Below are 21,872 nucleotides of genomic sequence, written 5' to 3'. Positions count from 1 at the left end.
GGAAAATCGCGCCTGGGGGAAATGGGCCGTGGTGTTCATGCGTCCTCCATGTCGTAAGTCGTGCAGTTAATCTGATCAGATTTCGATATTCTTTGCAACGAATGGCAATAAGCTGTAAACGTTACCGTCCGCCGCCCGACAATGAAACGCCCTACTCTGTAAAGATACTCAAAGAAATGAAAGCGTCTAAAAAATACGCTGATTTATAAATACGTTATGAGAGTTTTCTCATGGAAGGAAGGGATAACCGGCAAGCGGCATGGACCGCGCGCCGGTAACAGAACGTTAGCGACGAGCGCGTTTATCCGCACGCTTGGCAAACCAGTCACCCAGCATCTGCACCACTTGCACCAGAATAACCAGCGCTACCACGGTCACCACCATCACCTGCATTTCATAGCGGTAATAACCAAAGCGGATCGCTAAATCACCGACGCCACCACCGCCCACAATACCCGCCATCGAGGAGTAGCCAATCAAGCTGACCAGGGTGATGGTCAGACCGCGCAACAAACCTGCCTTGACTTCCGGCAGCAGTACGGTCGCAATAATACGAATTGGGCTGGCGTCGAACGCTTCGGCCGCTTCGACAATGCCGGGGTCGACTTCGCGCAGGGCGCTGTCCACCAGACGCGCATAAAACACCATCGCCGCTACCGACATCGGCACCGATGCCGCCACCGGACCGATGGTGTTACCCAGCAAAATCTGGGTAAGCGGCAACAGCAACACCAGCAGGATGACAAACGGGATAGAGCGGATAATGTTGACCAAAATCGTGCTGCATAAATACACCGCACGGTTTTGCCAAAACAGGTTTCTGTCGGTGACAAAGATCAACAGACCCAAAGGTAGGCCTCCGACAATGGCGCACAGCGTCGCGATGCTGACCATCTGAAAGGTTTCGCCAAACGCAACGGTCAGGTCAACCTCCACGCGCGCCGTGCGGGTCTGAACATAATGGATAGCGGCAGCCAGTTGCTCGCTATCCGTCGGGTGGGTCAGTAACACCACAAGAATACCTAACGCACGGTTGCCAATATATTCAATCTTGCCGTGCAAGATGTTGACCGAAACGCCATAGCGCACTGCCACATCAGATAACACCGGCTGCTCGGCGGAATCGCCGATAAACAGGATTTTCAGCAACGTGCCTTGCAGCTCTTCTTTCAGGCGAGCGGGCAATTACAGATTCAGCGTGTGGGAGACCAACTGTTGCGTGAACGGATGTTGTGGTGCAGCAAACACATCGAACACCTCACCTTCTTCCACTACGCGGCCTTGCGTCATTACCGCCATGCGATCGCACACCGTCTTGATGACGCTCATTTCATGAGAAATCAGCACAATGGTGATCCCCAGGCGCTGATTAATCTCTTTGAGCAGCACCAGGATGGCGGCAGAGGTTTCCAGATCGAGGGCCGAGGTCGGCTCATCGCACAGCAGCACTTCGGGATGGTTAGCAATCGCGCGTGCGATGCCGACGCGCTGTTTCTGCCCACCACTCAAACGGGAAGGATAGACATCCGCCTTATCGGACATCCGACAAGGCTCAGCATTTCAGGCACGCGCTGGGCAATTTCCTGTGGAGATTTGCCGCTGCTTTCAAACTGAACGCGACGTTTTCCGCCACGGTACGCGTCTGCATCAGATTGAAATGCTGAAAAATCATGCCAATGCTCTGACGGGCGCGGCGCAGCTCACTGCCGCTTAAATCACTGATCGTGACGCCATTCACCGTGACACTGCCGCTCGTAGGGCGTTGCAACAGGTTAATGGTACGCAACAGGGTACTTTTTCCCGCACCGCTGGTACCCACAATCCCAAAAATTTCGCCCTGCTGGATACGCAAGCTGACGTTACCTACCGCCGCCGTTGCGCCCACTTTCCCCTGCGAAAAATTCACGCTAATCGCGTTAAGTTCTATCATCACCGATTCTCTGTTTTATCCGGCCAAAAACATTATCCCGGCCAAAGGCCGGGATAATGACACGCTATCGGACTTATACCGACTTACTGTGCGGCACGCGCCTTCGTCCATTCTGGCTTCTGGAATTCACTGAACACGCTGCCCGGTGCGTTGATTGCAGCAGCATACTCCTCGGATTCCACTGCGGCTTTGATATCTTTGGCGAACGGCTTATCAATATCGTCCGCGCGCACGGCAATCACGTTTTTCAGGTTTTCGTCCAACGTTTCCAGCTTGAGCGCGGTGGACAGTTTCAGCCCAGCAGCAAACGCAAAGTTACCGTTAACCAGCGATGCGGTGACGCTATCCAGCGTGCGCGGCAGTTGGGCTGCTTCCAGCGGTTTGAATACCAGACCACGTGGGTTATCAACAATATCTTTTTCTGATGCTTTAGTAGCATCAAGTTCCGGTTTGATGGTGATCAACCCGAGCGATTGCAAAAAACGCAGTCCGCGAGCCAGATTGGTCGCATCGTTGGACAACGTAATCACATCGCCTTTTTTCAACTCGTCCAGCGAGTGGATTTTTTTGCAGTAGAACCCCATGCTCGCGGTCGGCACGATGATCAACATCTCCAATTTCAAGCCTTTGTCAGCCACAAACTTTTCCAGATAGAGCGAATGCTGGAACAGGTTGGCATCAATGCTGCCGTTTGCCAGCGCCAAATTGGGCTGCACGTAGTCGCTAAACTCGCGTACTACCACTTTGTAGCCCTTTTTCTCAAGCTGCGGTTTGATGGTCAGATTTACCATGTCGCCATAAGGACCGGGTGCCACACCAAACGTCAACGTCTGCGGATCGGTGCTGGCGAATGCCGTGGAAGTGCCCGCCACAAACGGCAGTGCGGAAAGAAGCGCTGCGCCCAGTAAAGCGCGAAAACGATGGGTCAAAGTCATTGTGGTTTCCCTGTTTTATATTGTGTACTGCATTATGAAAAATCCGCTTTGGGATGATAAAGATTAAATTGGCATATCTTTATGTCGGCGACACGTTAGCACAGGCAAGCCTGGATCAAAACAGCATGCTATTCAGTATGATAATTCCCTTTTCTTATCCCCCGCGCCGTTGAAAACCCGGTATAGTGGTTGGTACTGTTGCTGCCGGGGCGTCAACGCGCGTCCTCCCATTCGCCATCAGAGGTTATCATGCTTACTTTATGGGGCCGGGAGAATTCGAGTAATGTCAAAAAAGTCCGCTGGCTCGCCGCAGAATTGGGGTTGAGTTATCAGCACATTCCAGCTGGCGGTCAGTTTGGCCGTAATCGCGAGGCGGATTATCTGGCGATGAACCCAAACGGGCTAATCCCCTGCCTGCAAGACGACGATCTGGTGTTGTGGGAATCCAATACCATCGTTCGTTATCTGGCCGCCAAATACGGTCAGCAGAGCCTGTATCTGGCCGATCACGGTCAGCGCGCCAATGCAGAAAAGTGGATGGACTGGGCAATATCGTTGGCCGTGCCGTTTGGCACCGTATTTATTGGCCTGGTACGCACTGCGCCTGAACAGCGTGATGTTGCCCTGATTGCCAAACAGAAAGCAGAGTGCCAACGCCTGCTGGCTATCGCTGACGATGCTCTCTCCCGTCAACCCTGGCTGTCCGGGCCGGCATTCGGTATTGGCGATATTCCTCTGGGATGTATCGCGTATGGCTGGTTTAACATGGACATCGAACGCCCGTCATTGCCACATCTGGAACGCTGGTATCAGCAGTTGACCGCACGCCCCGCTTTCCGCGACACGGTCATGTTGCCGTTAACCTGATGCGACCTATCCGGCGCCATTCTCTAACGAAGTGCGCCGGTTATTTCAGCCCGACACGCAGCAATTTGCCATTGCTGTCATCGGTGAGCAGGTACAAGTAGCCATCCGGTCCCACCCTGACTTCGCGAATTCGTTCATTGCGATCCGCCAGCAAGCGCTCCTCAGACAGGATTCGATCACCCTCCAGCGTTAGGCGTATCAAGTTGCGCTCGGCCAACGCTCCGATAAACACCGAATTTTTCCACTGCGGGAAGCGCTCGCCCTGATAAAATGCCATACCGCTTATCCCTGGCGACTTTTCCCACACGTGCGCAAGATCGGCCATGCCCGGCACTCGGGCTCCCTTCGCTTCCGGAATTTTCAGCCCAGAGTAGTTGATACCGTGCGTCGCCAATGGCCAACCGTAGTTTTTCCCGGCGGCGGAAAAGTTGATTTCATCGCCACCATGCGGACCATGCTCGTGCTTCCACAGGGTTCCGGTAACCGGGTTAAAGGCCAGCCACTGCGGATTACGATAACCGTACGACCATATTTCGGATCGCTCCCCGGCCTTGTTCACAAAGGGATTATCGACAGGGACTTTGCCTTCAGCCGTCAGTCGTACGATCTTCCCTTGCAGCTTATCCAGCTCCCGCGCGGTGGGTCGTTGGTTATTTTCACCGAGCGAGATAAACAGCATGCCGTTTTTATCGAAAGCCAACTTACCGCCAAAGTGATTACCGCTGGAGAGTTTGGGCTGTTGGCGGAAGAATACGGTGAACTGCTCCAAATGGCGATAATCCTCAGATAAACGCCCATAGCCCACGGCTGTACACGCGTTGCCATCATCGCCCACTTCGGCAAAGCTCAGGTAAATACGACGGCTTTGTGCAAAATCCGGGGCTAAAGCGACTTCCAGCAAGCCTCCCTGAGATTTGGCAAATACCGCCGGTACGCCTTCAATCGGTGCAGAAAGCCCATTTCCCTCCTGCCAGTGCCGCAATTGCCCGGCACGTTCAGTGATCAATATGCCATTATTTCCCGGCAAGAAGGCCAGTGACCAGGGGTGGTCCAGTTTATCTTGCAACTCGGTCACCGTAGGCTGTGCCGCCAGCAACGGCGTGGCCACAGTAAGCGCAAACAACAGCAAACCGCGAGCAAGGGCAGTAACGATGCGAGTCAATGGAAACAGCATGGTAGGGCTACTTGGCAAGGCATTTCACTAACTGTAGGCAGCGCAACCACGGCACGCAAAAAAAGCGGCGACGTTTTACTGTTCTTGACGTTAGCGCGTCCAGAACACGTAAATAGCGCACCTGATAGCACATGTCGCCACGTTCTCGCATTACCCCCACACTTAGCTGTATAATGTTTGCCGTAATGTCATTAAAATCCCGCGCCATTGATGCAAAGTGAGTAACGTTGAATGTCCCACACAAAAACACCTGCCGCCGCGCCGAAAGTCGGTTTTGTCAGTCTCGGTTGCCCGAAAAACCTGGTCGATTCCGAGCGTATCCTGACCGAATTACGCAATGAGGGCTATCAGGTTGTGCCAACCTACGATGACGCCGAAGTGGTTATCGTCAATACCTGCGGTTTCATCGACAGCGCGGTGCAAGAGTAGCTGGAAGTCATTGGCGAAGCACTGAACGAAAACGGCAAAGTGATCGTTACCGGTTGCCTCGGTGCCAAAGAGAACCAAATCCGTGAAGTGCACCCGAAAGTGTTGGAAATCTCTGGGCCGCACAGCTATGAGCAGGTGATCTCGCATGTGCATCACTATGTTCCCAAACCGGCGCACGATCCCTTTACCAGTCTGGTACCGGCGCAGGGCGTCAAGCTGACACCCAAGCATTATGCCTATCTGAAAATTTCTGAAGGCTACAACCATCGCTGCACCTTCTGCATCATTCCGTCGATGCGCGGTGATTTGGATAGCCGCCCCATTGGCAGCGTGCTGGATGAAGCCAAACGCCTGGTTGAAGCGGATGTGAAAGAGCTGCTGGTGATTTCTCAGGATACCTCGGCCTACGGTGCCGATGTGAAACAGCGCACTGGCTTCTGAAACGGACAACCGGTAAAAACCAGCATGGTCAGCTTATGTGAACAGCTTGCCTCACTGGGCGTGTGGGTGCGGTTGCACTATGTTTACCACTATACACATGTGGATGACGTGATCCCGTTGATGGCCTCAGGCAAGATCCTGCCCTATCTGGATATTCCATTGCAGCATGCCAGCCCGAAAATTCTCAAGCTGATGAAACGTCCCGGTGCCGTAGAACGCACGCTGGAGCGAATCAAACAGTGGCGCGCGATGTGTCCTGATCTGACGCTGCGCCCCACCTTTTATTGTCGGTTTTCCCGGTGAAACCGAAGAAGATTTCCAAATGCTGCTCGATTTTCTGAGCGAGGCACGGCTGGATCGCGTAGGTTGTTTCCAATACAGCCCGGTTGAAGGCGCAACGGCAAACGAACTGCCGGATCAAGTGCCGGAAGCGATCAAAGAAGAATGTTTTCACCGCTTTATGGCGCTGCAACAGCGTATCTCCGCAGAGCGCTTGCAGGAGAAAATCGGCCGCACATTGCGCGTACTGATAGATGAAGTGGATAACGAAGGCGCGATTGGCCGTAGTATGGCCGACGCGCCGGAAATCGATGGCAGCGTCTACCTTAACGGCGAAACCAACGTCAAAGTGGGCGATGTTGTCCAGGTGGTTATCGAACACGCCGATGAATACGAACTGTGGGGCAGCCGGGTAAACTAGCCAGGTTTTTTACAGCATAAACCGACTTGCTGATAGAATCACTTTACTCCTCGTCATCCTCGGCGAAAGCCGGGGAGCTCTGCGAGAATAAACGCGTTTCGCCTGTCAGGGATTCCCGCCTTCGCGGAAATGACAGAGATGGGAGCACTGTTTTAGCTAGGTTTCTCATCAACCTCTCCGGCTCGCTGGCCGGTTTTTTTTGCCTGCTTTTCGCGCATTAGCACAACAATCAATCAATAATCGGCTATTACCTTGGCTATGGCTTGCTTAAGCCAGACGGGTAAAGTAGCCTTTGCTCATGATCATTTTTCTCATTTTGATACCCGTATGAGCATATGGAAGCGCCTGATAGTCGGTTCAGGTATTGTTCTTTGCGTATCATTACTGTCAACATTCGCTCTGGACCGGTGGATTGGCTGGAAAACGGCCCCCTACATCTATGACGATTTAGCTGCACTGCCGGAGCGTCAAGTGGGAGTAGTGCTGGGCACGGCAAAATATTACCGTGTTGGCGCATTGAATCAGTACTACCTGTTCCGTATTCAGGGGGCTATCAATGCTTACAACGGTGGGAAAGTCAGCTATTTGCTGCTCAGCGGCGACAACGCGCTACAAAGTTATAATGAGCCGATGACCATGCGGCGCGATTTGATCGCTGCGGGCATTTCACCCAGCGACATTGTGCTTGATTACGCGGGGTTCCGCACGCTGGACTCCATTGTGCGCACGCGCAAAGTGTTTGATACCAACGATTTCACGATTATTACCCAACGCTTCCACTGTGAACGCGCGCTGTTTATCGCTATGTATATGGGCATTCAGGCACAGTGTTATGCGGTACCCTCACCGAAAAACATGATGACGATCAGGCTGCGTGAGGTGGGTGCCCGACTAGGGACGCTGTTCGATCTCTACATTCTCAAACGCGAACCCCGCTTCCTTGGTCCATTGGTGCCTATCCCGGCAGAGCACAAAATTGCCAAGGATGAGCCTGATTATCCTGCTGTCCCCCCCCCCCGAATTGCTCAGTACGTTAGACAATCCACCCGCTGAAAAAGAGCATGACAGTAGCACCGACGCAAACGGCGCTAGCACACCACAACAACCATAATGTGGGGCCCACTATCAGACGAGGGTATCGTGCCAGATTAGCGCGAAGGCCCGGCAACCAGCCTCGTTAAACGTCGCCATCCCCACTCCAGCGGACCTTGTTCGAAATTACGCAGCCAGTAGTACGCCGCTAAACCGTTAATCAACCAAATAAACGGCACAATGCCCAGCAATTGCAAACGGTCGAACTGCATAAAACCGCCCCAGTGATAAAAGAATCGGGTGCAGATCAGCGTCTGCAACAGATAGCTACTCAACGCCATCCGTCCGATGTCTCCTATCCAGGAGGATACCCGCCATTGTCGTAACGTTGACCAATACCCGTAGCAGAGTGCCAGATAACCGATCGCCTGAATCGGCGCGGCAATATCGCGAGGAATTTGCAGCAACAGCCCGCCCCAGCGGTACTCCCAGGCAAGATGCCACTGCAACGCCATGCCGACGGCATCAATCAACAATCCCCCTGCGATGAACCACAGCGCAACCTTGCGATAGTGCGCCGTACTGAATTCACCGCGCAGCCAACCGCTGCGCATCAACCCGGCCCCCAACAGCAACGAGCCTGCCAGCAGCCAACCATATTGCACACCCAGCGACAATAAACTCTCGATCAGCAGATCCACGCGATTGCGCCACGCTTCTACGCCCCCCAGTTGGAGCCAATAGGCCTCGTAGGCCATGTCTGCATCACCCGGCAACCAGTAACGCCCCGGTTCCTGGCTGAGAATCTGGCTTAACACCACCAGCATGCCAACGCCTACGGCGTACATTACCGCGCCCATACGTATCAGCATGCGGCCGCTGTCCGCCTGTCGGATCATGGCATAGCAGAGCAAACCGATCAGGCCGTAATCCAGCAAAATATCGCCATCCCACAGAAAAATTCCGTGCAACAAGCCAATCAGCATCAACCAGAACAGGCGCGCATGCACCCAACGCGTACCTCGCGGCAGCAGCAGTTGTAAGCCTGCACCAAACAACAAGGCGAACAATGTCAGAAACTTCGCCTGCGCCAGCAGATCCATTACAGCCCAGGTCAGAGCATCACGCAGTGCGGGATAACCAGAGTAAGCAGGGTTAAGATAGGCAGCTTTGGGCAGACCGAATGCGGTGATATTGAGCAATAATATGCCCAATACGGCAACGCCACGCACGAAATCCAACGTGGCGATACGGCGCGGCGATGACAGCGAGTGAGACTTCATAGGCGTTTGTGCCAATCCAATGGGACGCATGCCGCCGACAGCCACATCCGGTGGCTACGGCACAACGATCAGTACTGGTGGTGGCGCACGGCGCGCAAGAATTCCTGACGCGTATTCTGACTCGATTTGAACAGACCACCCAGCGATGTGGTGGTCGTCGCACTGGTCGCATCACAAATACCGCGTGCCTTGACACAGTAGTGCACGGCATCAATCGATACTGCGACGTTGCTGGTGCCCAGCAGGGTTTGCAACGCGACAAGAATCTGCTGGGTCAAACGCTCTTGTACCTGCGGACGCTGTGCAAAAAACTGCACGATACGGTTGATCTTCGACAGGCCAATCACCCCTTCCTTCGGAATATAAGCGACGGTTGCCTTGCCATCGATGGTGACAAAATGATGCTCGCAGGTGCTGGTCAGTGTGATATCACGCACGGTAACCATTTCATCCACTTTCATTTTGTTTTCAATGATGGTGATTTTTGGAAAATTGGCATAGTCCAACCCGGCGAAAATTTCATCCACATACATTTTTGCGATGCGATGCGGCGTTTCTGCCAGGCTGTCATCTTGCAGATCGAGACTCAGCAGATTCATGATTTCGGTCATGTGTTCGGCGATGCGCGCCTTGCGGGTAGCGGCATCCAGTAGTGCGCCGCGCAGCGGGGTTTCCAGACCGCGCGCCAGCAACGCTTCATGAACCAGCAACGCTTCGCGACTCAACGTGGTGGTCATTCTCTTTCTTCTCCGGCAGGTGTGACATTCCAAGCGCGTTCACTCTAGTGGAGTGACGCAGGATTATCCAGTGATTGTACTTCATCATGGGTGAAATAGGTTCAACTTCATGCCAGGGGATAACGGAGCGTGGAAAGAAAAAAAGCGCCAGATTTATCCGACTGGCGCTGAGGTTGCCGACAAACCGCCCTGCTCCCACCGTCATGCCCGTGAAGGCGGGAATCTCTTACCTAAGAGATGCGTTTATTCAGACAGAAATCCCCGACTTTCGCCGAGGATGACGAGGGAGGAAATGACTTTGTCATCAGTCTGAGCGTCAGACGAGTCCGTCTGACGCCATAGGATAACAGGTTGCTTATGGCGGCAGTCTTACGCCGCTGGTCGTCAGAACGTCTCCCAGTTATCGTTTGCTGAAGTACTTTTCTTGCTGCTGGCTAACAGTGCAGGCGCGGGAGTCGCACTTTTACGCGGCAGCGCAACGGCTTCGGTAAGCTGACGCGCCTGATCCTCCAACGATGCAGCCGCCCCGCCGATTGCTCCACCAGCGACGCATTCTGCTGCGTCACGCCGTCCATCTCAGCAACCGCTTTCCGACCTGACTTATACCACGACTCTGCTCATCAGACGCATTGGCAATCTCACCCATCAGATCGTTAACCCGCTTCACCGCAACAATAATGGCATTCATCACATCACCGGTTTGAGCTACCTGCTCGGAGCCTTTACCCACCCGTTGTACCGACTCGGCAATCAGCGTTTCAATCTCTTTGGCCGCTTGAGCGCTGCACCAGATTGCGTACCTCACCGGCGACGACCGCAACCCCACACCCTTATTCACCCGCTCGCGCGGCTTCCACCGCAGCGTTCAAAGCCAGGATATTGGTTTGGAACGCGATGCCGTTAATCACACTGGTAATATCAGCAATCTTTTTCGAACTGGTGGTGATGCTGGCCATGGTTTCCACCACGTCAGAGGCCACCTCGCCGCCGCGCCGCGCGGCCACTGCCGCATCTTGCGAAAGCGTACTCGCCTGATGCACGCTGTCGGCATTCTGCTTCACCGTGGCGCTCAATTGCTCCATGCTGGCAGCGGTTTCGGCCAAAGCAGCGGCCTGCTGTTAGGTACGCGCCGAGAGGTGGTTATTCCCACTACGAATCTAACTCGAGCCTTGATAGATGGCAGCAGAACTGTCACGAATGGTGGAGACCGTACCAATCAATTTATTCTGCACGTCTCTGAGGTAAGGGATCAGTTGTCCCACGCAGTTACGTCCAAACTCGATAACCGGACTACCAAGATCGCCATCTGCCATCACACGGAAATGGGCCTTGATATCATTTAACGGCCGCACCAGATAGTTCACCAGATAACGATCGGTGAGCAATAGCATCAAAGCACCGACCACCAATGCCGCCAACAGCACACCCCGACCCCATGACAGCAAAGAATAGACCTGCTGCAACGACTCGGTTGAACGCGACGTAATGCTATTCTGGTATTTTTCCATCGCGCCACCAAAAGCGACGCTGAGCGGTGGGTAGGTGTTCATGAACAATTGTTGAAACACCTCGGATTTATTCTCTTGCGCTGCCGCAATCATCGGCTGCAACCCATTGCTGATAACGGCTTGCCAGGTGTTGACCATGGCAGCAGCAATCTCCGGATCGACGATAGAATGATCGGTATTTTTGAATTGTTCTAAAGCCTCGCTGGTATTTTTTAGTGCGGTCGCGGCGGCGGTCAAGGTTTTTTCAGCGTCCGCGCTGTTGCCGATCTGCTTAAAATCCATTGACCGCACCACGCGCGTCACAGTACGGAAATATTGGTCATTACCTCTCGACAACATCTCTACATTTTTTTCTGTATTTCGCTCGCTTCAAGTAGCCCTGTCATTTTGCTTAATGATGACATGCTATATAAGGGAAACTTCGGCCCACAACAGCAGAAAAGCCCCCAAAATGATAAGAAGCATTGCCCTGATGGTGATATTTCTTAAAAAGTTCACGGATGACTCCTGTAACCAATTCAGCGATCTTCTTTTACGCTTTTTGTCTGTTTTCCGCGTATTCATCTAGATCGGCCGTCACTGCGTGACACATGGGTCATGCGCCACAACGTATCAAACACTCCTTGTCGTGTAACAAAAAAACATTTACCGGTCTTAACTAACATCATCGGCAATAAATGACTCACCTTTACCCCGGCCGAGCATTAAACACGATAAAAACATCGGCAACAATAGATATAATCAATTGTTAGTACGAACTGATTTTTTTCGTAATAAATTCCGCTTTCATTAGGCTTTTTTATTTTTTGACGTGAAAAGCCACTGGCGACCAACGCTTTTTCTACACGGTATATTTATTCGTTCTACGCAGAGCATAATAACAGTAGATATTTCTCGGTTTTTAGCCAGGAAATATTAGTTTATTTTTACATATAGCAAACTAATAATTGTTTAAAGTCACAGTTAATATCCGGTATTACCCTCTTAGGGGATACCAATGTTACCCATAACGATGTGAGAAACTGGCAGAAGATCAGATATTTTCTTTATGCGACAGGCGCAATATTGCAGTTTTGTAACAAACTTGAAATAGGTTTATCACGCTTTAGCATCGTGCTGGGCGGCTTGCATCTCAGCAACGATTTTCTGCCAGATGTAACAAGGTCGTTGCCAAGTCACGCTACAATCGTTAGACTGAGTTTGTCATTAAAAATGAACAAGTGTATCAAAGTTAGTCTCAAAAAAAGAAAGGTAGACTTATGGACCTGACGCAGCTTCGAATGTTCTGTCTGGTGGCGGAAACAGGCTCAGTGGCTCGCGCCGCCGAGTTGTTGCAGCGTGTTCCCTCCAACTTGACGACCCGATTGCGTCAACTGGAACAGGAATTAGGACGCGATCTGTTTATTCGCGAGAAACAGCGGCTGCGCTTGTCCCCGGTGGGGCACAATTTTCTCTGCTATGCAGAACGTATTTTGGCATTGAGTGAAGAAGCGATCAGCATGACACGCGCGGGGGAACCCACCGGCAATTTCGCCTTGGGTGCGATGGAGAGCCTCGCTGTGAGCCATCTGCCCGCGTTGCTGTCGGCCTACCATACACGCTACCCCGCAGTTTCTGTCGCCCTGACCTGCTCGGTATACAGTGATATCGTCGAGCGGGTAAGAGCCGGAACCCTGGCGACCGCGTTGGTAGACGGACCGATACGGGCCGACGAACTTAACGGGTGTGCTGCGTTTGACGAAATGCTGGTGCTGGTTTCCGCCTTGGACCATGTGCCGATCGCTCATCCGCAGGATATCGCGGGCAGCACGCTGCTGGCTTTCCGCGCAGGCTGCGCTTATCGACACAAATTGGAAAACTGGTTCCATCAGGCAGGCGTTACGCCCGGCCACACGCTTGACGTGACCTCCTATGCAGCGATGCTGGCCTGCGTCGCAAGTGGTGCCGGCGTGGCGTTGTTGCCACTATCGGTGCTGGACGCGCTGGCGGCACGCGATCGGGTACAACGCCATCTTCTGCCTGAGTCGCTTGCTAACGCATCCACCTGGCTGATATGGCGACGAGATGCCTTTGGCCCCAATGTGGAAGCCTTTAAGAAACTGATTATCGAGCAGTTCGATACATAAACGCACTTTCGCCTCTTGCGGGCACTATCGCGAGAGGCCTATCCCATTACTGCAACTACATTACCTATAGGAGCACACCATGAACATGATCAAAACCCGCGCCGCTGTCGCCTGGGGTCCTAACCAGCCGCTCTCGATTGAAGACGTTGATTTGATGCCGCCACAAAAAGGCGAAGTCCTGGTGCGTATCGTCGCGACGGGCGTGTGCCACACCGATGCCTATACTCTGTCTGGCAAAGATCCGGAAGGCGTATTTCCTGCCATTCTCGGGCACGAAGGCGGCGGCATCGTTGAAGCCATTGGCGAGGGCGTGACCAGCGTTGCCATCGGCGATCACGTAATTCCGCTGTATACGCCAGAATGTGGCGAGTGTAAATTTTGTCGCTCCGGCAAAACCAACCTGTGCCAGTCGATTCGTAACACCCAAGGCAAAGGATTGATGCCGGATGGCACCACGCGTTTCTTTAAAGATGGTAAGCAGATTTTTCACTACACGGGCACCTCCACCTTCGCGGAACTGACGGTAGTGCCTGAAATTTACCTGGCGAAGATCAATAAGGAAGCGCCGCTGGAAGAAGTGTGCCTGCTGGGCTGTGGCGTAACCACCGGTATGGGTGCCGTACTGAATACGGCCAAGGTGAAACCCGGTGACAGTGTCGCCGTGTTCGGTTTGGGCGGTATCGGCCTGTCGGCGATTATCGGCGCACAGATGGCCGGAGCTGGACGCATCATCGGTATTGACATCAACACCAGTAAGTTCGATCTGGCCCGCAAACTGGGGGCAACCGATCTGATCAACCCGAAAGATTACGACAAACCGATTCAGGATGTGATTGTTGAGCTGACCGATGGCGGCGTGGACTTCTCATTTGAATGCATTGGCAACGTTAACGTAATGCGTTCCGCACTAGAGTGCTGCCACAATGGCTGGGGCGAATCAGTTATCATCGGCGTTGCCGGTGCCGGAGAAGAAATCGCTACTCGTCCGTTCCAATTGGTGACTGGACGCGTATGGCGCGGCTCAGCGTTTGGCGGTGTGAAAGGCCGCAGTCAACTGCCCGGTATCGTCGATCGCTATCTGAAAGGTGAATTCCCACTAAAAGATTTCATTACTCATACCATGCCGCTGGAACAGATTAATGAAGCATTCGATTTGATGCATGAAGGCAAATCGATTAGTACCGTTATCCACTACCGTTAATCCGCGCACAAGGAGGCACGCCCCCATGAACGAGACGCTGGAATTACTGGAAGAGCATCGCCTGTTTGGCGGTTGGCAGCAGCGCTATCGTCACACCTCGAGCAGTGTGAATGGCTCGATGACGTTCAGCATTTATCTGCCACCAACCGCAGACGATACGCCACCGCCGGTGCTGTATTGGCTGTCCGGGCTGACCTGCAATGATGAGAACTTCACCACCAAGGCTGGCGCACAGCGTATCGCCGCTGAACTGGGGCTGGTACTGGTGATGCCGGATACCAGCCCGCGTGGCGAGGCGATGGCTAACGATCCCGGATACGACCTGGGCCAGGGGGCGGTATTTTACGTCAACGCCACCCAAGCACCTTGGGCTGCGCACTATCGCATGTACGACTATGTCAGCAACGAGCTGCCTGCGCTGGTGCGTGAGCATTTCAACGTCAGCGATCGTCAGTCGATCAGTGAGCACTCAATGGGCGGTCACGGCGCATTAATGCTGGCACCGTGTCATCCGGAGCGTTATCAGTCCGCTTCCGCATTTGCGCCAATCGTTAACCCAAGCGAGGTTCCCTGGGGACGTAAAGCCTTTACCGCTTATCTGGGCACAGATGAAACGACCTGGCGTGAATATGATACCTGCTATCTGCTGGCGCAGACCTCGACTCGATTGCCGCTGCTGGTCGATCAGGGCGACAGCGATCAGTTTTTACCAGATCAGTTGCAGCCCGCGCGCTTGGCACAGCAGGCAGAGGAACATGGTTGGCCGCTGACATTACGCACACAGTCTGGCTATGATCACAGTTACTACTTTATTGCCAGCTTTATTGAAGACCATTTGCGTTTTCATGCCAGCCATCTGAAGGCTTAAGCAGCATCCTCCAATGAGGCAGGTAGTCTGCTCTTCCTCATTTCTCCCCTGCCGATCGCTTACGTTGTACCGACAATCAGCAATCACACGACGTTTTGATAGCGTTTTTTGCGATATTGCATTCAGCAACAGATTGTTAAACTGCTTTTTTTGTCACACAATCGATGATTGACTGGGCAATGCAAGAAACTGTTTCATGGACCTGTTTAGCGAAACGCTACGTCAGAATAGGGCGACGTATAAACAGGGGGATTTCACTGGGGTGGATTTGATTTGCAACGTAAACGAGTGGCTTCAAGCGAACTGTTTTCTGTCGGCTATGATGAAGAAAAAAACATCTGGAAATTGAACTGCTGAACGGCAGCGTCTATCTGTACAAAGGTGTCGCCCGGATGATCTATGAAGAGTTGCTGTCCAGTACGGCAAAGTACTGTTACTACACGCGCTACATCAAAAACTCATTTCCCTTCGATAAACTGTAATCACAGAGTAAGCGCCTTATCGGTAGCGGGCCAACAACGGTCCTCTGCGCGCTATCTTGGCGCGCGCATCCGCTCGAATCAGGCACCGATATCGTTAGAGCCCTTGCTGCTGCACAAATTCATCGATATTGGCGATGGTTTTTTCCATCAGCACTTGCAACGCGGAGCTGGATGTCCAGGCGATGTGTGGGGTAATCAACAGGTTCGGCATGGTTTTTGCAGCTTTCATCAGCGGGTTATCCAACGACGGTGGCTTCTGTGTCAATCCATCCAACGCCGCCCCAGCAATGCGATGCTGCAAAAGTACCGACAGCAATGCGGGTTCATCCACCAACGCCCAGCGCGCCGTATTGATGATAAACGCCGACGGCTTACACAGCGCCAGCGTATGCGCATTGATCAAACCCTGGGTATCCGCTGTCAGTGGGCAATGCAGCGAGATAACATCGGCCGTTTGCATCACTTGTTCAAACTGTAAATAACCGGGCCGACACTGCGCCGCACCACGTCGTTCCGCAAACAACACTTTCATGCCCACCGCACTGGCTAACCGTGCAACCTCTTGCCCTATCGCACCGGAACCGATGATGCCGAGCGTTGAACCAGCGATATCTTTCACCGGATGATCGAAATAGCAAAACTGATTTTGCGCAGCCCAGCGCTCGCTGAGCTGATCGCGATACCAGCCCATCAAACCATGCTTGAGAGAAAATATCATGGCGATCACATGTTCAGCGACCGATTGCGTCGAATAAGCAGGAACGTTGCGCACAGCAATCCCCAGTTCCTGTGCGGCGGTGACATCAATATTGTTCACACCGGTTGCGGTAACCGCGATCAGCTTTAGCGCAGGCAACACTTGCAGAATCTCACGCGTCAGCACCACTTTATTGGTGATAATCACCTCACACCCTTGCGCGCGTTCTACCACCAGTTCCGGCGGCGTATAGCTATATTCGATCCATTCGTGTTGACATTGCGGTCTGCGAAAAAATGCTTTTTCCAGAAAATAGTTTCAGGCAATGCCCCTTTATCCAGGAAAGTGATTTTCAACATGATGTCAGCCCCGAGAGTTATCGTTGTGATTTATTTGATGATAATAACAAACATTAAAAACGACAATGAATACTGTTTTTTATGCGCCGAAGGTTAATTTTTTCATGTTGCCACGCTTTATTGTTATTCGACACTTTTTTTACTTTAACTAAACAGTGTGCATTGTTATCAACAACCGGCGACAATGTTAATTCGCACATCAAGTTAACTGCAAATGGCATTGAACTTATTAACATTGATTGTCGTGACTGACACAAGTGAAAGGCGCTTTTTGGCTGAAATCATGATGGATATGCGCCAAATAGTCACCTTGGTAAACTATTTATCAGCACGCTTATACAATATGATAGAAAAGCTCAGCGGATATACTGAATTACGACATAAGCGGAGAAATTCTTTTACGCGTTGCGAATTAACGCTGTAACCACATTATTCAGCAGCGGTGTATTTCCACAAAAACGCCATTGGTAATCAGACTACCAATGGCGCGTTCGAATCACATGCTTAACCGTTATTTGTGAAAGTCAGGAAAAGTCATTTCTGAATATTTAACAAAACGCGTCCCGCGAGACAATTTATAACCGAACCAAATCAGCAAAAATAATGGAATGTCAATATAGGTTGCGGTGACGCCATACCAGTCAATGTTATCTTGCAAAAATGCCTGGTAGTTTTGCCCCAGGGTGATCAGCAGACAAAGCACAAACGCGAAGATCGGCCCAATCGGAAAGAATCCCGAGCGGTATGGCAGCGCGTTAAGATCCAACCCTTGCTGCACATAGCCACGACGGAAACGATAGTGGCTAATCGCAATCCCCAGCCAGGCAATAAAACCGGTCATGCCGGAGGTATTCAGCAGCCAGAGGTAGACCGTTTGGTTACCAAACATCGAGGTCAGAAAACAGAGTCCCGCCACAACGGTGGTCGCATACAGCGCATTGCGCGGGACGCCGCCTTTCGAGAGTTTGGCAAACATACGCGGCGCTTTGCCTTCCTGCGCCAGAGTAAAGAGCATACGTGTTGAAGCGTACATTCCGGAGTTACCCGCAGATAGCACCGCCGTCAGGATCACCGCATTCATAACCGACGCCGCCGACAGCAACCCGGCATTCTGGAACACCAATGTAAACGGGCTAACCGTAATGTCTTTTACATCATTACGTAGCAAGTTGGGGTCGGTATAAGGAATAATCAGGCTGATAATCAGAATGGCAAACACGTAGAACAGCAATATACGCCAGAACACCTGACGAATGGCACGTGGAATATTTTGCGCAGGATCTTTTGACTCACCCGCCGCTACGCCGATAAACTCGGTCCCCTGGAAGGAGAAACCGACGATCATCGCCACGCCAATCATCGCGGAGAAGCCACCAGAAAAAGGCGCATCGCCAATTTGCCAGTTGTGCCAGCCTGCGTTCTCTGCACCGCGCAGAATGCCGACGATCATCAACACGCCAACGGCGATAAAGACCACGACGGTGACCACTTTGATCAGTGAGAACCAATATTCTGCCTCACCAAACCCTTTTACCGAGATGTAGTTAAGCAGAAACATAAATACTAAAAACAGGGCACTCCAGATCCAGCCGGAAACCTCGGGGAACCAGTAGCCCATCACCAACTGCGCCGCGACCAGATCGACAGCAATCGTCACCGCCCAGTTGTACCAGTAGTTCCATCCGAGCGCGAAGCCAAAGCCCTCTTCTACGTATTTGGCGCCATAAGTGGAAAACGAACCAGAGACAGGCATAAACGCGGCCAGTTCGCCCAAGCTGGTCATCAAAAAGTGGACCATCAGCCCGATAAGCGCATAGGAAAGCAGCGCCCCACCGGGGCCTGCCTGCGAAATGGTCTCGCCTGAAGCGACAAACAGTCCGGTGCCGATGGATCCGCCAATGGCAATCATGGTGAGATGCCGCGCTTTAAGCTCACGGCGCAGCGTAGGCGCGCCCTGAGATGTGCTATGTAATTGTTGCTGAGCCATAATATCCTGCGCTCTATCTAAAATGAGGCGGGATTGTAGCAAATCGTTTTCTACAGAATCGCTATCATTATCGAGTTATAAGAGAGCTTCATAACTGCCTCGCCATCATTAGTAATAAGAAAGTCGAATGGCCGCAGTCAACCCTACTTTGCTGGCTGGCAGTATTCCAGAAAGCGTTGCAACACATTGGAAAGGTGTTTTTGTCTGTGGTGCACCAGATAAAGTGTGCGCACCAAGCGCGGTTGCTCCAGTTGCAACGCCACCAGTGACCCCGCAGCCAACTGATCGGCAATGACACGACGTGACAGGCAACTGATACCAATGCCGTGACGCACGGCATGCTTGATCGCCTCGGAGTTCCCCAACTCCATCACCAGTTTAAAATGGGGTAATTGTGCCAAGAGCTGGTGATCCAAGACTTCCCGCGTGCCTGAGCCACGTTCACGCAAGATCCACGGTGCTTCAGCCAGCATCGGGACGGTAAGCGTCTGCTGTACGAGGGGATTCTCAGGGGCGCAAAAGACCACAAGTTCATCCTCCAGCCAGGACTGCGTCACCACATCCTGGGTGTTGCCCACGTGCAGCTCAAAAAGGGATGGAGGGATAATCACGGCGATAGCGGGCAATCATGGCAGGCAACAGATAGTTACCAATGGTACGGCTGGCGAACACGCGTAACGCACCATTCTCTTGCTGGAACATTTTTTCTATCTCCAGCTACTGCTCCAGGATGGCCAGCGCTTTTGGATAAAGCAATCGCCCATGCTCATTTACCACCAACCGCTTACCGACGCGATCGAACAGTTGTACGCCCAGTTGCGCTTCTAAATCCAACAACGCTGCGCTCACGGCAGACTGAGAAAGGGCCAGCATAACGGACGCTTGTGTGGTCGATCCGCTTTTCAGGACCTCTGCAAAAACTTCAAGTTGTCTTAACGTGATGTGCATCGTTAGCCCTTATCGGAAAGAGCAATAGGTTATAAGCATATAATCAATTTCTCTTTTATGGCCACTAATCATAGGCTGTGTTCCAGGTTAGCTCGACTTCAAACAGGTATTACAATGGCATCTCTTTTTATAATTCAAGGTGATAAATCTACCCACCCGCTTTTACGCAAGCTACCTGGCCTGCTTTTTATTGCCATTATGACCGCCGGGTTTCTGCAACTGGCCGCGCTCCCTTCGGTTGCCCACATGGGATTGGGTTCACTGACCCTTGCCATGGTGGGCGGCGCATTTATTGGCAACACACTTTACCCACGCCTACAACGCTACTGTGATGAGGGTGTTAATTGGTCAAAGCATCATCTGCTGCGTTTGGGCATTGTTCTATATGGTTTTCGTCTCAGCCTGCAACATATCGCTGCGCTGGGTATCAGCGGACTCGTTATTGATGCTGACATCCACTTTTCTTCTTGCCTGTTATCTCGGTAAAATCCTGCTTGGCCTTGATGACAAAACAGTATATCTCATCGGTGCAGGCAGCAGCATTTGCGGTGCCGCTGCGGTGCTTGCCACCGCGCCAACGGTCAAGGCATAGGGCGACAGCGTCGCGATTGCTGTCGCCACCGTTGTCATCTTCGGCACTATCGCCATGTTTCTTTATCCTTGTCTCTATGCGCTGGCCGTGACTGGCGACTATTTGCCCATCTAGCCACAGATGTTCGGCGTTTATATTGGCTCCACCGTACATGAAGTAGCCCAGGTTGTAGCGGCAGGCCACAGCATTTCACCGCAGGTCGAAAACACCGCAGTGATTAGTAAGATGTTACGCGTCATGCTGCTGGCTCCATTTCTGATGCTATTGGGGGGATTTCTGCAACGCCGCACCAGCAGCACAACAGAAAAAGCGCCAATGGCCTTCCCCTGGTTTGCCGTTGGTTTTATCGCCGTAGCCGGGTTTAATTCGCTCCATTGGCTGCAGGATACCTGGTTAACCACCGTCAACCAGATCGATAATCTGTTATTGGCTATGGGCGCCTTGGGCGTGACAACCCGCCTCAGCGCCGTACGTCGTGCAGGTACCAAACCGTTGCTGTTGGCGCTATTACTGTTTATCTGGCTGATTGTCGGCGGTGCCAGTATCAACCTTGGCATCACGGCGTTGTTGGCATAAATGCGCCTTTTGCGCGCCGTGCGGTTAGCATGTTGTTACGCTTTTTAGCTCAAGCGATCACCTTTGGTTAATAACAGTGGCATACTGTGCGCTAGAGCAATAAGGAGAACAGCATGAAATATGTAGGCGCACACGTCAGCGCTGCCGGCGGTGTGGATCAGGCGGTCATCAGAGCCCACGAACTTAAGGCAACCGCATTTGCCTTGTTCACCAAAAATCAGCGCCAATGGCAGGCCGCACCGTTATCCGAAACGGTCATTGCGCAGTTTAAGGCCGGCTGCCAGCAGTACGGCTACCAACCTGGGCAGATCCTTCCGCACGACAGCTATCTGATCAACCTCGGTCACCCGTACACAGAGGCGTTGGAGAAATCACGCAGCGCTTTTATTGATGAAATGGCGCGTTGCCAACAATTGGGGCTGTCATTACTTAACTTTCACCCCGGCAGCCATTTAAAACAGATTGATGAGCGTGACTGTCTGGCACGCATTGCTGAGTCGATCAATATCGCTCTCGATGCCACTCAAGGCGTAACGGCAGTCATCGAAAACACCGCAGGCCAAGGCACCAACCTGGGATTCCGCTTTGAACATCTGGCGGCAATCATCGAGGACGTCGAGGATAAAACCCGCGTAGGGGTCTGCATTGATACCTGCCACGCCTTTGCCGGTGGCTATGATATCCGCACCGACGCCACCTGTGATGAGACCTTTGCCGAGTTCGATCGTACCGTGGGCTTTGGTTATCTGCGCGGTATGCACCTGAACGATGCCAAAAGTACCTTTAACAGCCGCGTCGATCGCCACCACAGTCTGGGTGCCGGAAACATCGGGCACACGCCCTTCCGCTATATCATGCACGACCCGCGTTTTGACGGTATTCCCCTGATTCTGGAAACCGTGAATCCTGATATCTGGGCTGATGAAATTGTCTGGCTAAAGGCACAATCCGCATAAAAAAACGCCAGCCTTACGGCTGGCGTTTATGTATTACGTTCAGT

At 52.4% G+C, this 21,872-nt stretch carries 14 protein-coding genes and 5 pseudogenes; 9 read left to right on the top strand and 10 right to left on the bottom strand.

Translation table 11 applies throughout. The features are described from left to right. Positions 1–285 precede the first annotated feature (285 nt). From JZM30_RS10010 to JZM30_RS10000, 3 genes and pseudogenes are all read right to left on the bottom strand, one after another. Positions 286–894: a methionine ABC transporter permease gene (locus JZM30_RS10010; protein ID WP_252318818.1), complete on the bottom strand. Its 609-nt coding sequence runs from the start codon at positions 892–894 to the stop codon at positions 286–288. A gap of 33 nt (positions 895–927) precedes the next feature. Beyond that, a pseudogene (locus tag JZM30_RS10005) lies at positions 928–1,930 on the bottom strand (methionine ABC transporter ATP-binding protein); the annotation flags it as partial. Positions 1,931–2,013: 83 nt separating this feature from the next. Continuing rightward, positions 2,014–2,865, bottom strand: coding sequence for a MetQ/NlpA family ABC transporter substrate-binding protein (locus JZM30_RS10000; protein ID WP_252318511.1), 852 nt, complete (start codon positions 2,863–2,865; stop codon positions 2,014–2,016). A gap of 249 nt (positions 2,866–3,114) precedes the next feature. Between JZM30_RS10000 and JZM30_RS09995 the strand changes: the two genes are divergently transcribed. After that, positions 3,115–3,732, top strand: a complete 618-nt coding sequence (locus JZM30_RS09995; protein WP_252318510.1) for a glutathione S-transferase family protein — start codon at positions 3,115–3,117, stop codon at positions 3,730–3,732. A gap of 40 nt (positions 3,733–3,772) precedes the next feature. Here JZM30_RS09995 and JZM30_RS09990 read toward each other — a convergent pair whose 3' ends face one another. Further along, complete coding sequence (locus tag JZM30_RS09990) at positions 3,773–4,906, bottom strand: PQQ-dependent sugar dehydrogenase (RefSeq protein ID WP_252318509.1); 1,134 nt, start codon at positions 4,904–4,906, stop codon at positions 3,773–3,775. A 231-nt stretch (positions 4,907–5,137) separates the two neighbouring features. On the opposite strand from JZM30_RS09990, the pseudogene rimO reads away from it, so the two are divergent. Continuing rightward, positions 5,138–6,476 (top strand): annotated as a pseudogene (rimO, locus tag JZM30_RS09985) (30S ribosomal protein S12 methylthiotransferase RimO). 333 nt (positions 6,477–6,809) lie between these two features. Continuing rightward, the gene (gene sanA / locus JZM30_RS09980; RefSeq protein WP_252318817.1) at positions 6,810–7,529 is read left to right on the top strand and encodes an outer membrane permeability protein SanA; all 720 of its coding nucleotides are present in this window, start codon (positions 6,810–6,812) and stop codon (positions 7,527–7,529) included. 95 nt (positions 7,530–7,624) lie between these two features. On the opposite strand, the gene yeiB is transcribed toward sanA, so the two are convergent. The 3 genes and pseudogenes from yeiB to JZM30_RS09965 form a co-directional block, all read right to left on the bottom strand. Next, positions 7,625–8,791, bottom strand: coding sequence for a DUF418 domain-containing protein YeiB (gene yeiB / locus JZM30_RS09975; RefSeq protein ID WP_252318816.1), 1,167 nt, complete (start codon positions 8,789–8,791; stop codon positions 7,625–7,627). Positions 8,792–8,859: 68 nt separating this feature from the next. Continuing rightward, positions 8,860–9,528, bottom strand: coding sequence for a GTP cyclohydrolase I FolE (folE, locus tag JZM30_RS09970; protein WP_252318508.1), 669 nt, complete (start codon positions 9,526–9,528; stop codon positions 8,860–8,862). A gap of 384 nt (positions 9,529–9,912) precedes the next feature. Continuing rightward, positions 9,913–11,534 (bottom strand): annotated as a pseudogene (locus tag JZM30_RS09965) (methyl-accepting chemotaxis protein). Between the two features lie 761 nt (positions 11,535–12,295). On the opposite strand from JZM30_RS09965, the gene ptrR reads away from it, so the two are divergent. From ptrR to JZM30_RS09945, 4 genes are all read left to right on the top strand, one after another. After that, positions 12,296–13,162 (top strand): putrescine utilization regulator PtrR, encoded by an 867-nt coding sequence (gene ptrR / locus JZM30_RS09960; protein WP_252318507.1) that lies wholly within the window; start codon positions 12,296–12,298, stop codon positions 13,160–13,162. Positions 13,163–13,241: 79 nt separating this feature from the next. Beyond that, positions 13,242–14,363 carry an S-(hydroxymethyl)glutathione dehydrogenase/class III alcohol dehydrogenase gene (locus JZM30_RS09955; protein ID WP_252318506.1) on the top strand — a complete coding sequence of 374 codons (1,122 nt, stop codon included), beginning with the start codon at positions 13,242–13,244 and terminating at the stop codon, positions 14,361–14,363. A 25-nt stretch (positions 14,364–14,388) separates the two neighbouring features. Continuing rightward, positions 14,389–15,231 (top strand): S-formylglutathione hydrolase, encoded by an 843-nt coding sequence (gene fghA / locus JZM30_RS09950; RefSeq protein ID WP_252318505.1) that lies wholly within the window; start codon positions 14,389–14,391, stop codon positions 15,229–15,231. 338 nt (positions 15,232–15,569) lie between these two features. Continuing rightward, entirely contained in the window at positions 15,570–15,713 is a 144-nt protein-coding gene (locus tag JZM30_RS09945) for a KTSC domain-containing protein (RefSeq protein WP_308167153.1), read from the top strand. 94 nt (positions 15,714–15,807) lie between these two features. On the opposite strand, the gene JZM30_RS09940 is transcribed toward JZM30_RS09945, so the two are convergent. The 3 genes and pseudogenes from JZM30_RS09940 to JZM30_RS09930 form a co-directional block, all read right to left on the bottom strand. Then, positions 15,808–16,647 carry an NAD(P)-dependent oxidoreductase gene (locus tag JZM30_RS09940; protein ID WP_252318815.1) on the bottom strand — a complete coding sequence of 280 codons (840 nt, stop codon included), beginning with the start codon at positions 16,645–16,647 and terminating at the stop codon, positions 15,808–15,810. A gap of 633 nt (positions 16,648–17,280) precedes the next feature. After that, positions 17,281–18,756: an amino acid permease gene (locus JZM30_RS09935; protein ID WP_252318503.1), complete on the bottom strand. Its 1,476-nt coding sequence runs from the start codon at positions 18,754–18,756 to the stop codon at positions 17,281–17,283. A 143-nt stretch (positions 18,757–18,899) separates the two neighbouring features. Then, a pseudogene (locus tag JZM30_RS09930) lies at positions 18,900–19,704 on the bottom strand (LysR family transcriptional regulator). 57 nt (positions 19,705–19,761) lie between these two features. Between JZM30_RS09930 and JZM30_RS09925 the strand changes: the two are divergent. Then, positions 19,762–20,872, top strand: a pseudogene (locus JZM30_RS09925) (YeiH family protein). 113 nt (positions 20,873–20,985) lie between these two features. Further along, positions 20,986–21,828, top strand: a complete 843-nt coding sequence (gene nfo, locus JZM30_RS09920) for a deoxyribonuclease IV (protein ID WP_252318502.1) — start codon at positions 20,986–20,988, stop codon at positions 21,826–21,828. Positions 21,829–21,872: the final 44 nt, after the last annotated feature.

Source organism: Candidatus Symbiopectobacterium endolongispinus (genome assembly GCF_018777385.1).
Lineage (GTDB): Bacteria > Pseudomonadota > Gammaproteobacteria > Enterobacterales > Enterobacteriaceae > Symbiopectobacterium > Symbiopectobacterium endolongispinus.
Note: the sequence above shows the minus strand (reverse complement) of the source record. Positions and strands in the feature narration are given on the sequence as shown.

Bases quoted from the DNA above. Each gene is read 5' to 3' on its own strand.
- yeiB (WP_252318816.1), bottom strand. From the start codon at position 8,791: ATGAAGTCTCACTCGCTGTCATCGCCGCGCCGTATCGCCACGTTGGAT.
- ptrR (WP_252318507.1), top strand. From the start codon at position 12,296: ATGGACCTGACGCAGCTTCGAATGTTCTGTCTGGTGGCGGAAACAGGC.
- JZM30_RS09990 (WP_252318509.1), bottom strand. From the start codon at position 4,906: ATGCTGTTTCCATTGACTCGCATCGTTACTGCCCTTGCTCGCGGTTTG.
- JZM30_RS09995 (WP_252318510.1), top strand. From the start codon at position 3,115: ATGCTTACTTTATGGGGCCGGGAGAATTCGAGTAATGTCAAAAAAGTC.
- folE (WP_252318508.1), bottom strand. From the start codon at position 9,528: ATGACCACCACGTTGAGTCGCGAAGCGTTGCTGGTTCATGAAGCGTTG.
- JZM30_RS10010 (WP_252318818.1), bottom strand. From the start codon at position 894: ATGGTCAGCATCGCGACGCTGTGCGCCATTGTCGGAGGCCTACCTTTG.
- JZM30_RS10000 (WP_252318511.1), bottom strand. From the start codon at position 2,865: ATGACTTTGACCCATCGTTTTCGCGCTTTACTGGGCGCAGCGCTTCTT.
- JZM30_RS09955 (WP_252318506.1), top strand. From the start codon at position 13,242: ATGAACATGATCAAAACCCGCGCCGCTGTCGCCTGGGGTCCTAACCAG.
- JZM30_RS09935 (WP_252318503.1), bottom strand. From the start codon at position 18,756: ATGGCTCAGCAACAATTACATAGCACATCTCAGGGCGCGCCTACGCTG.
- fghA (WP_252318505.1), top strand. From the start codon at position 14,389: ATGAACGAGACGCTGGAATTACTGGAAGAGCATCGCCTGTTTGGCGGT.
- nfo (WP_252318502.1), top strand. From the start codon at position 20,986: ATGAAATATGTAGGCGCACACGTCAGCGCTGCCGGCGGTGTGGATCAG.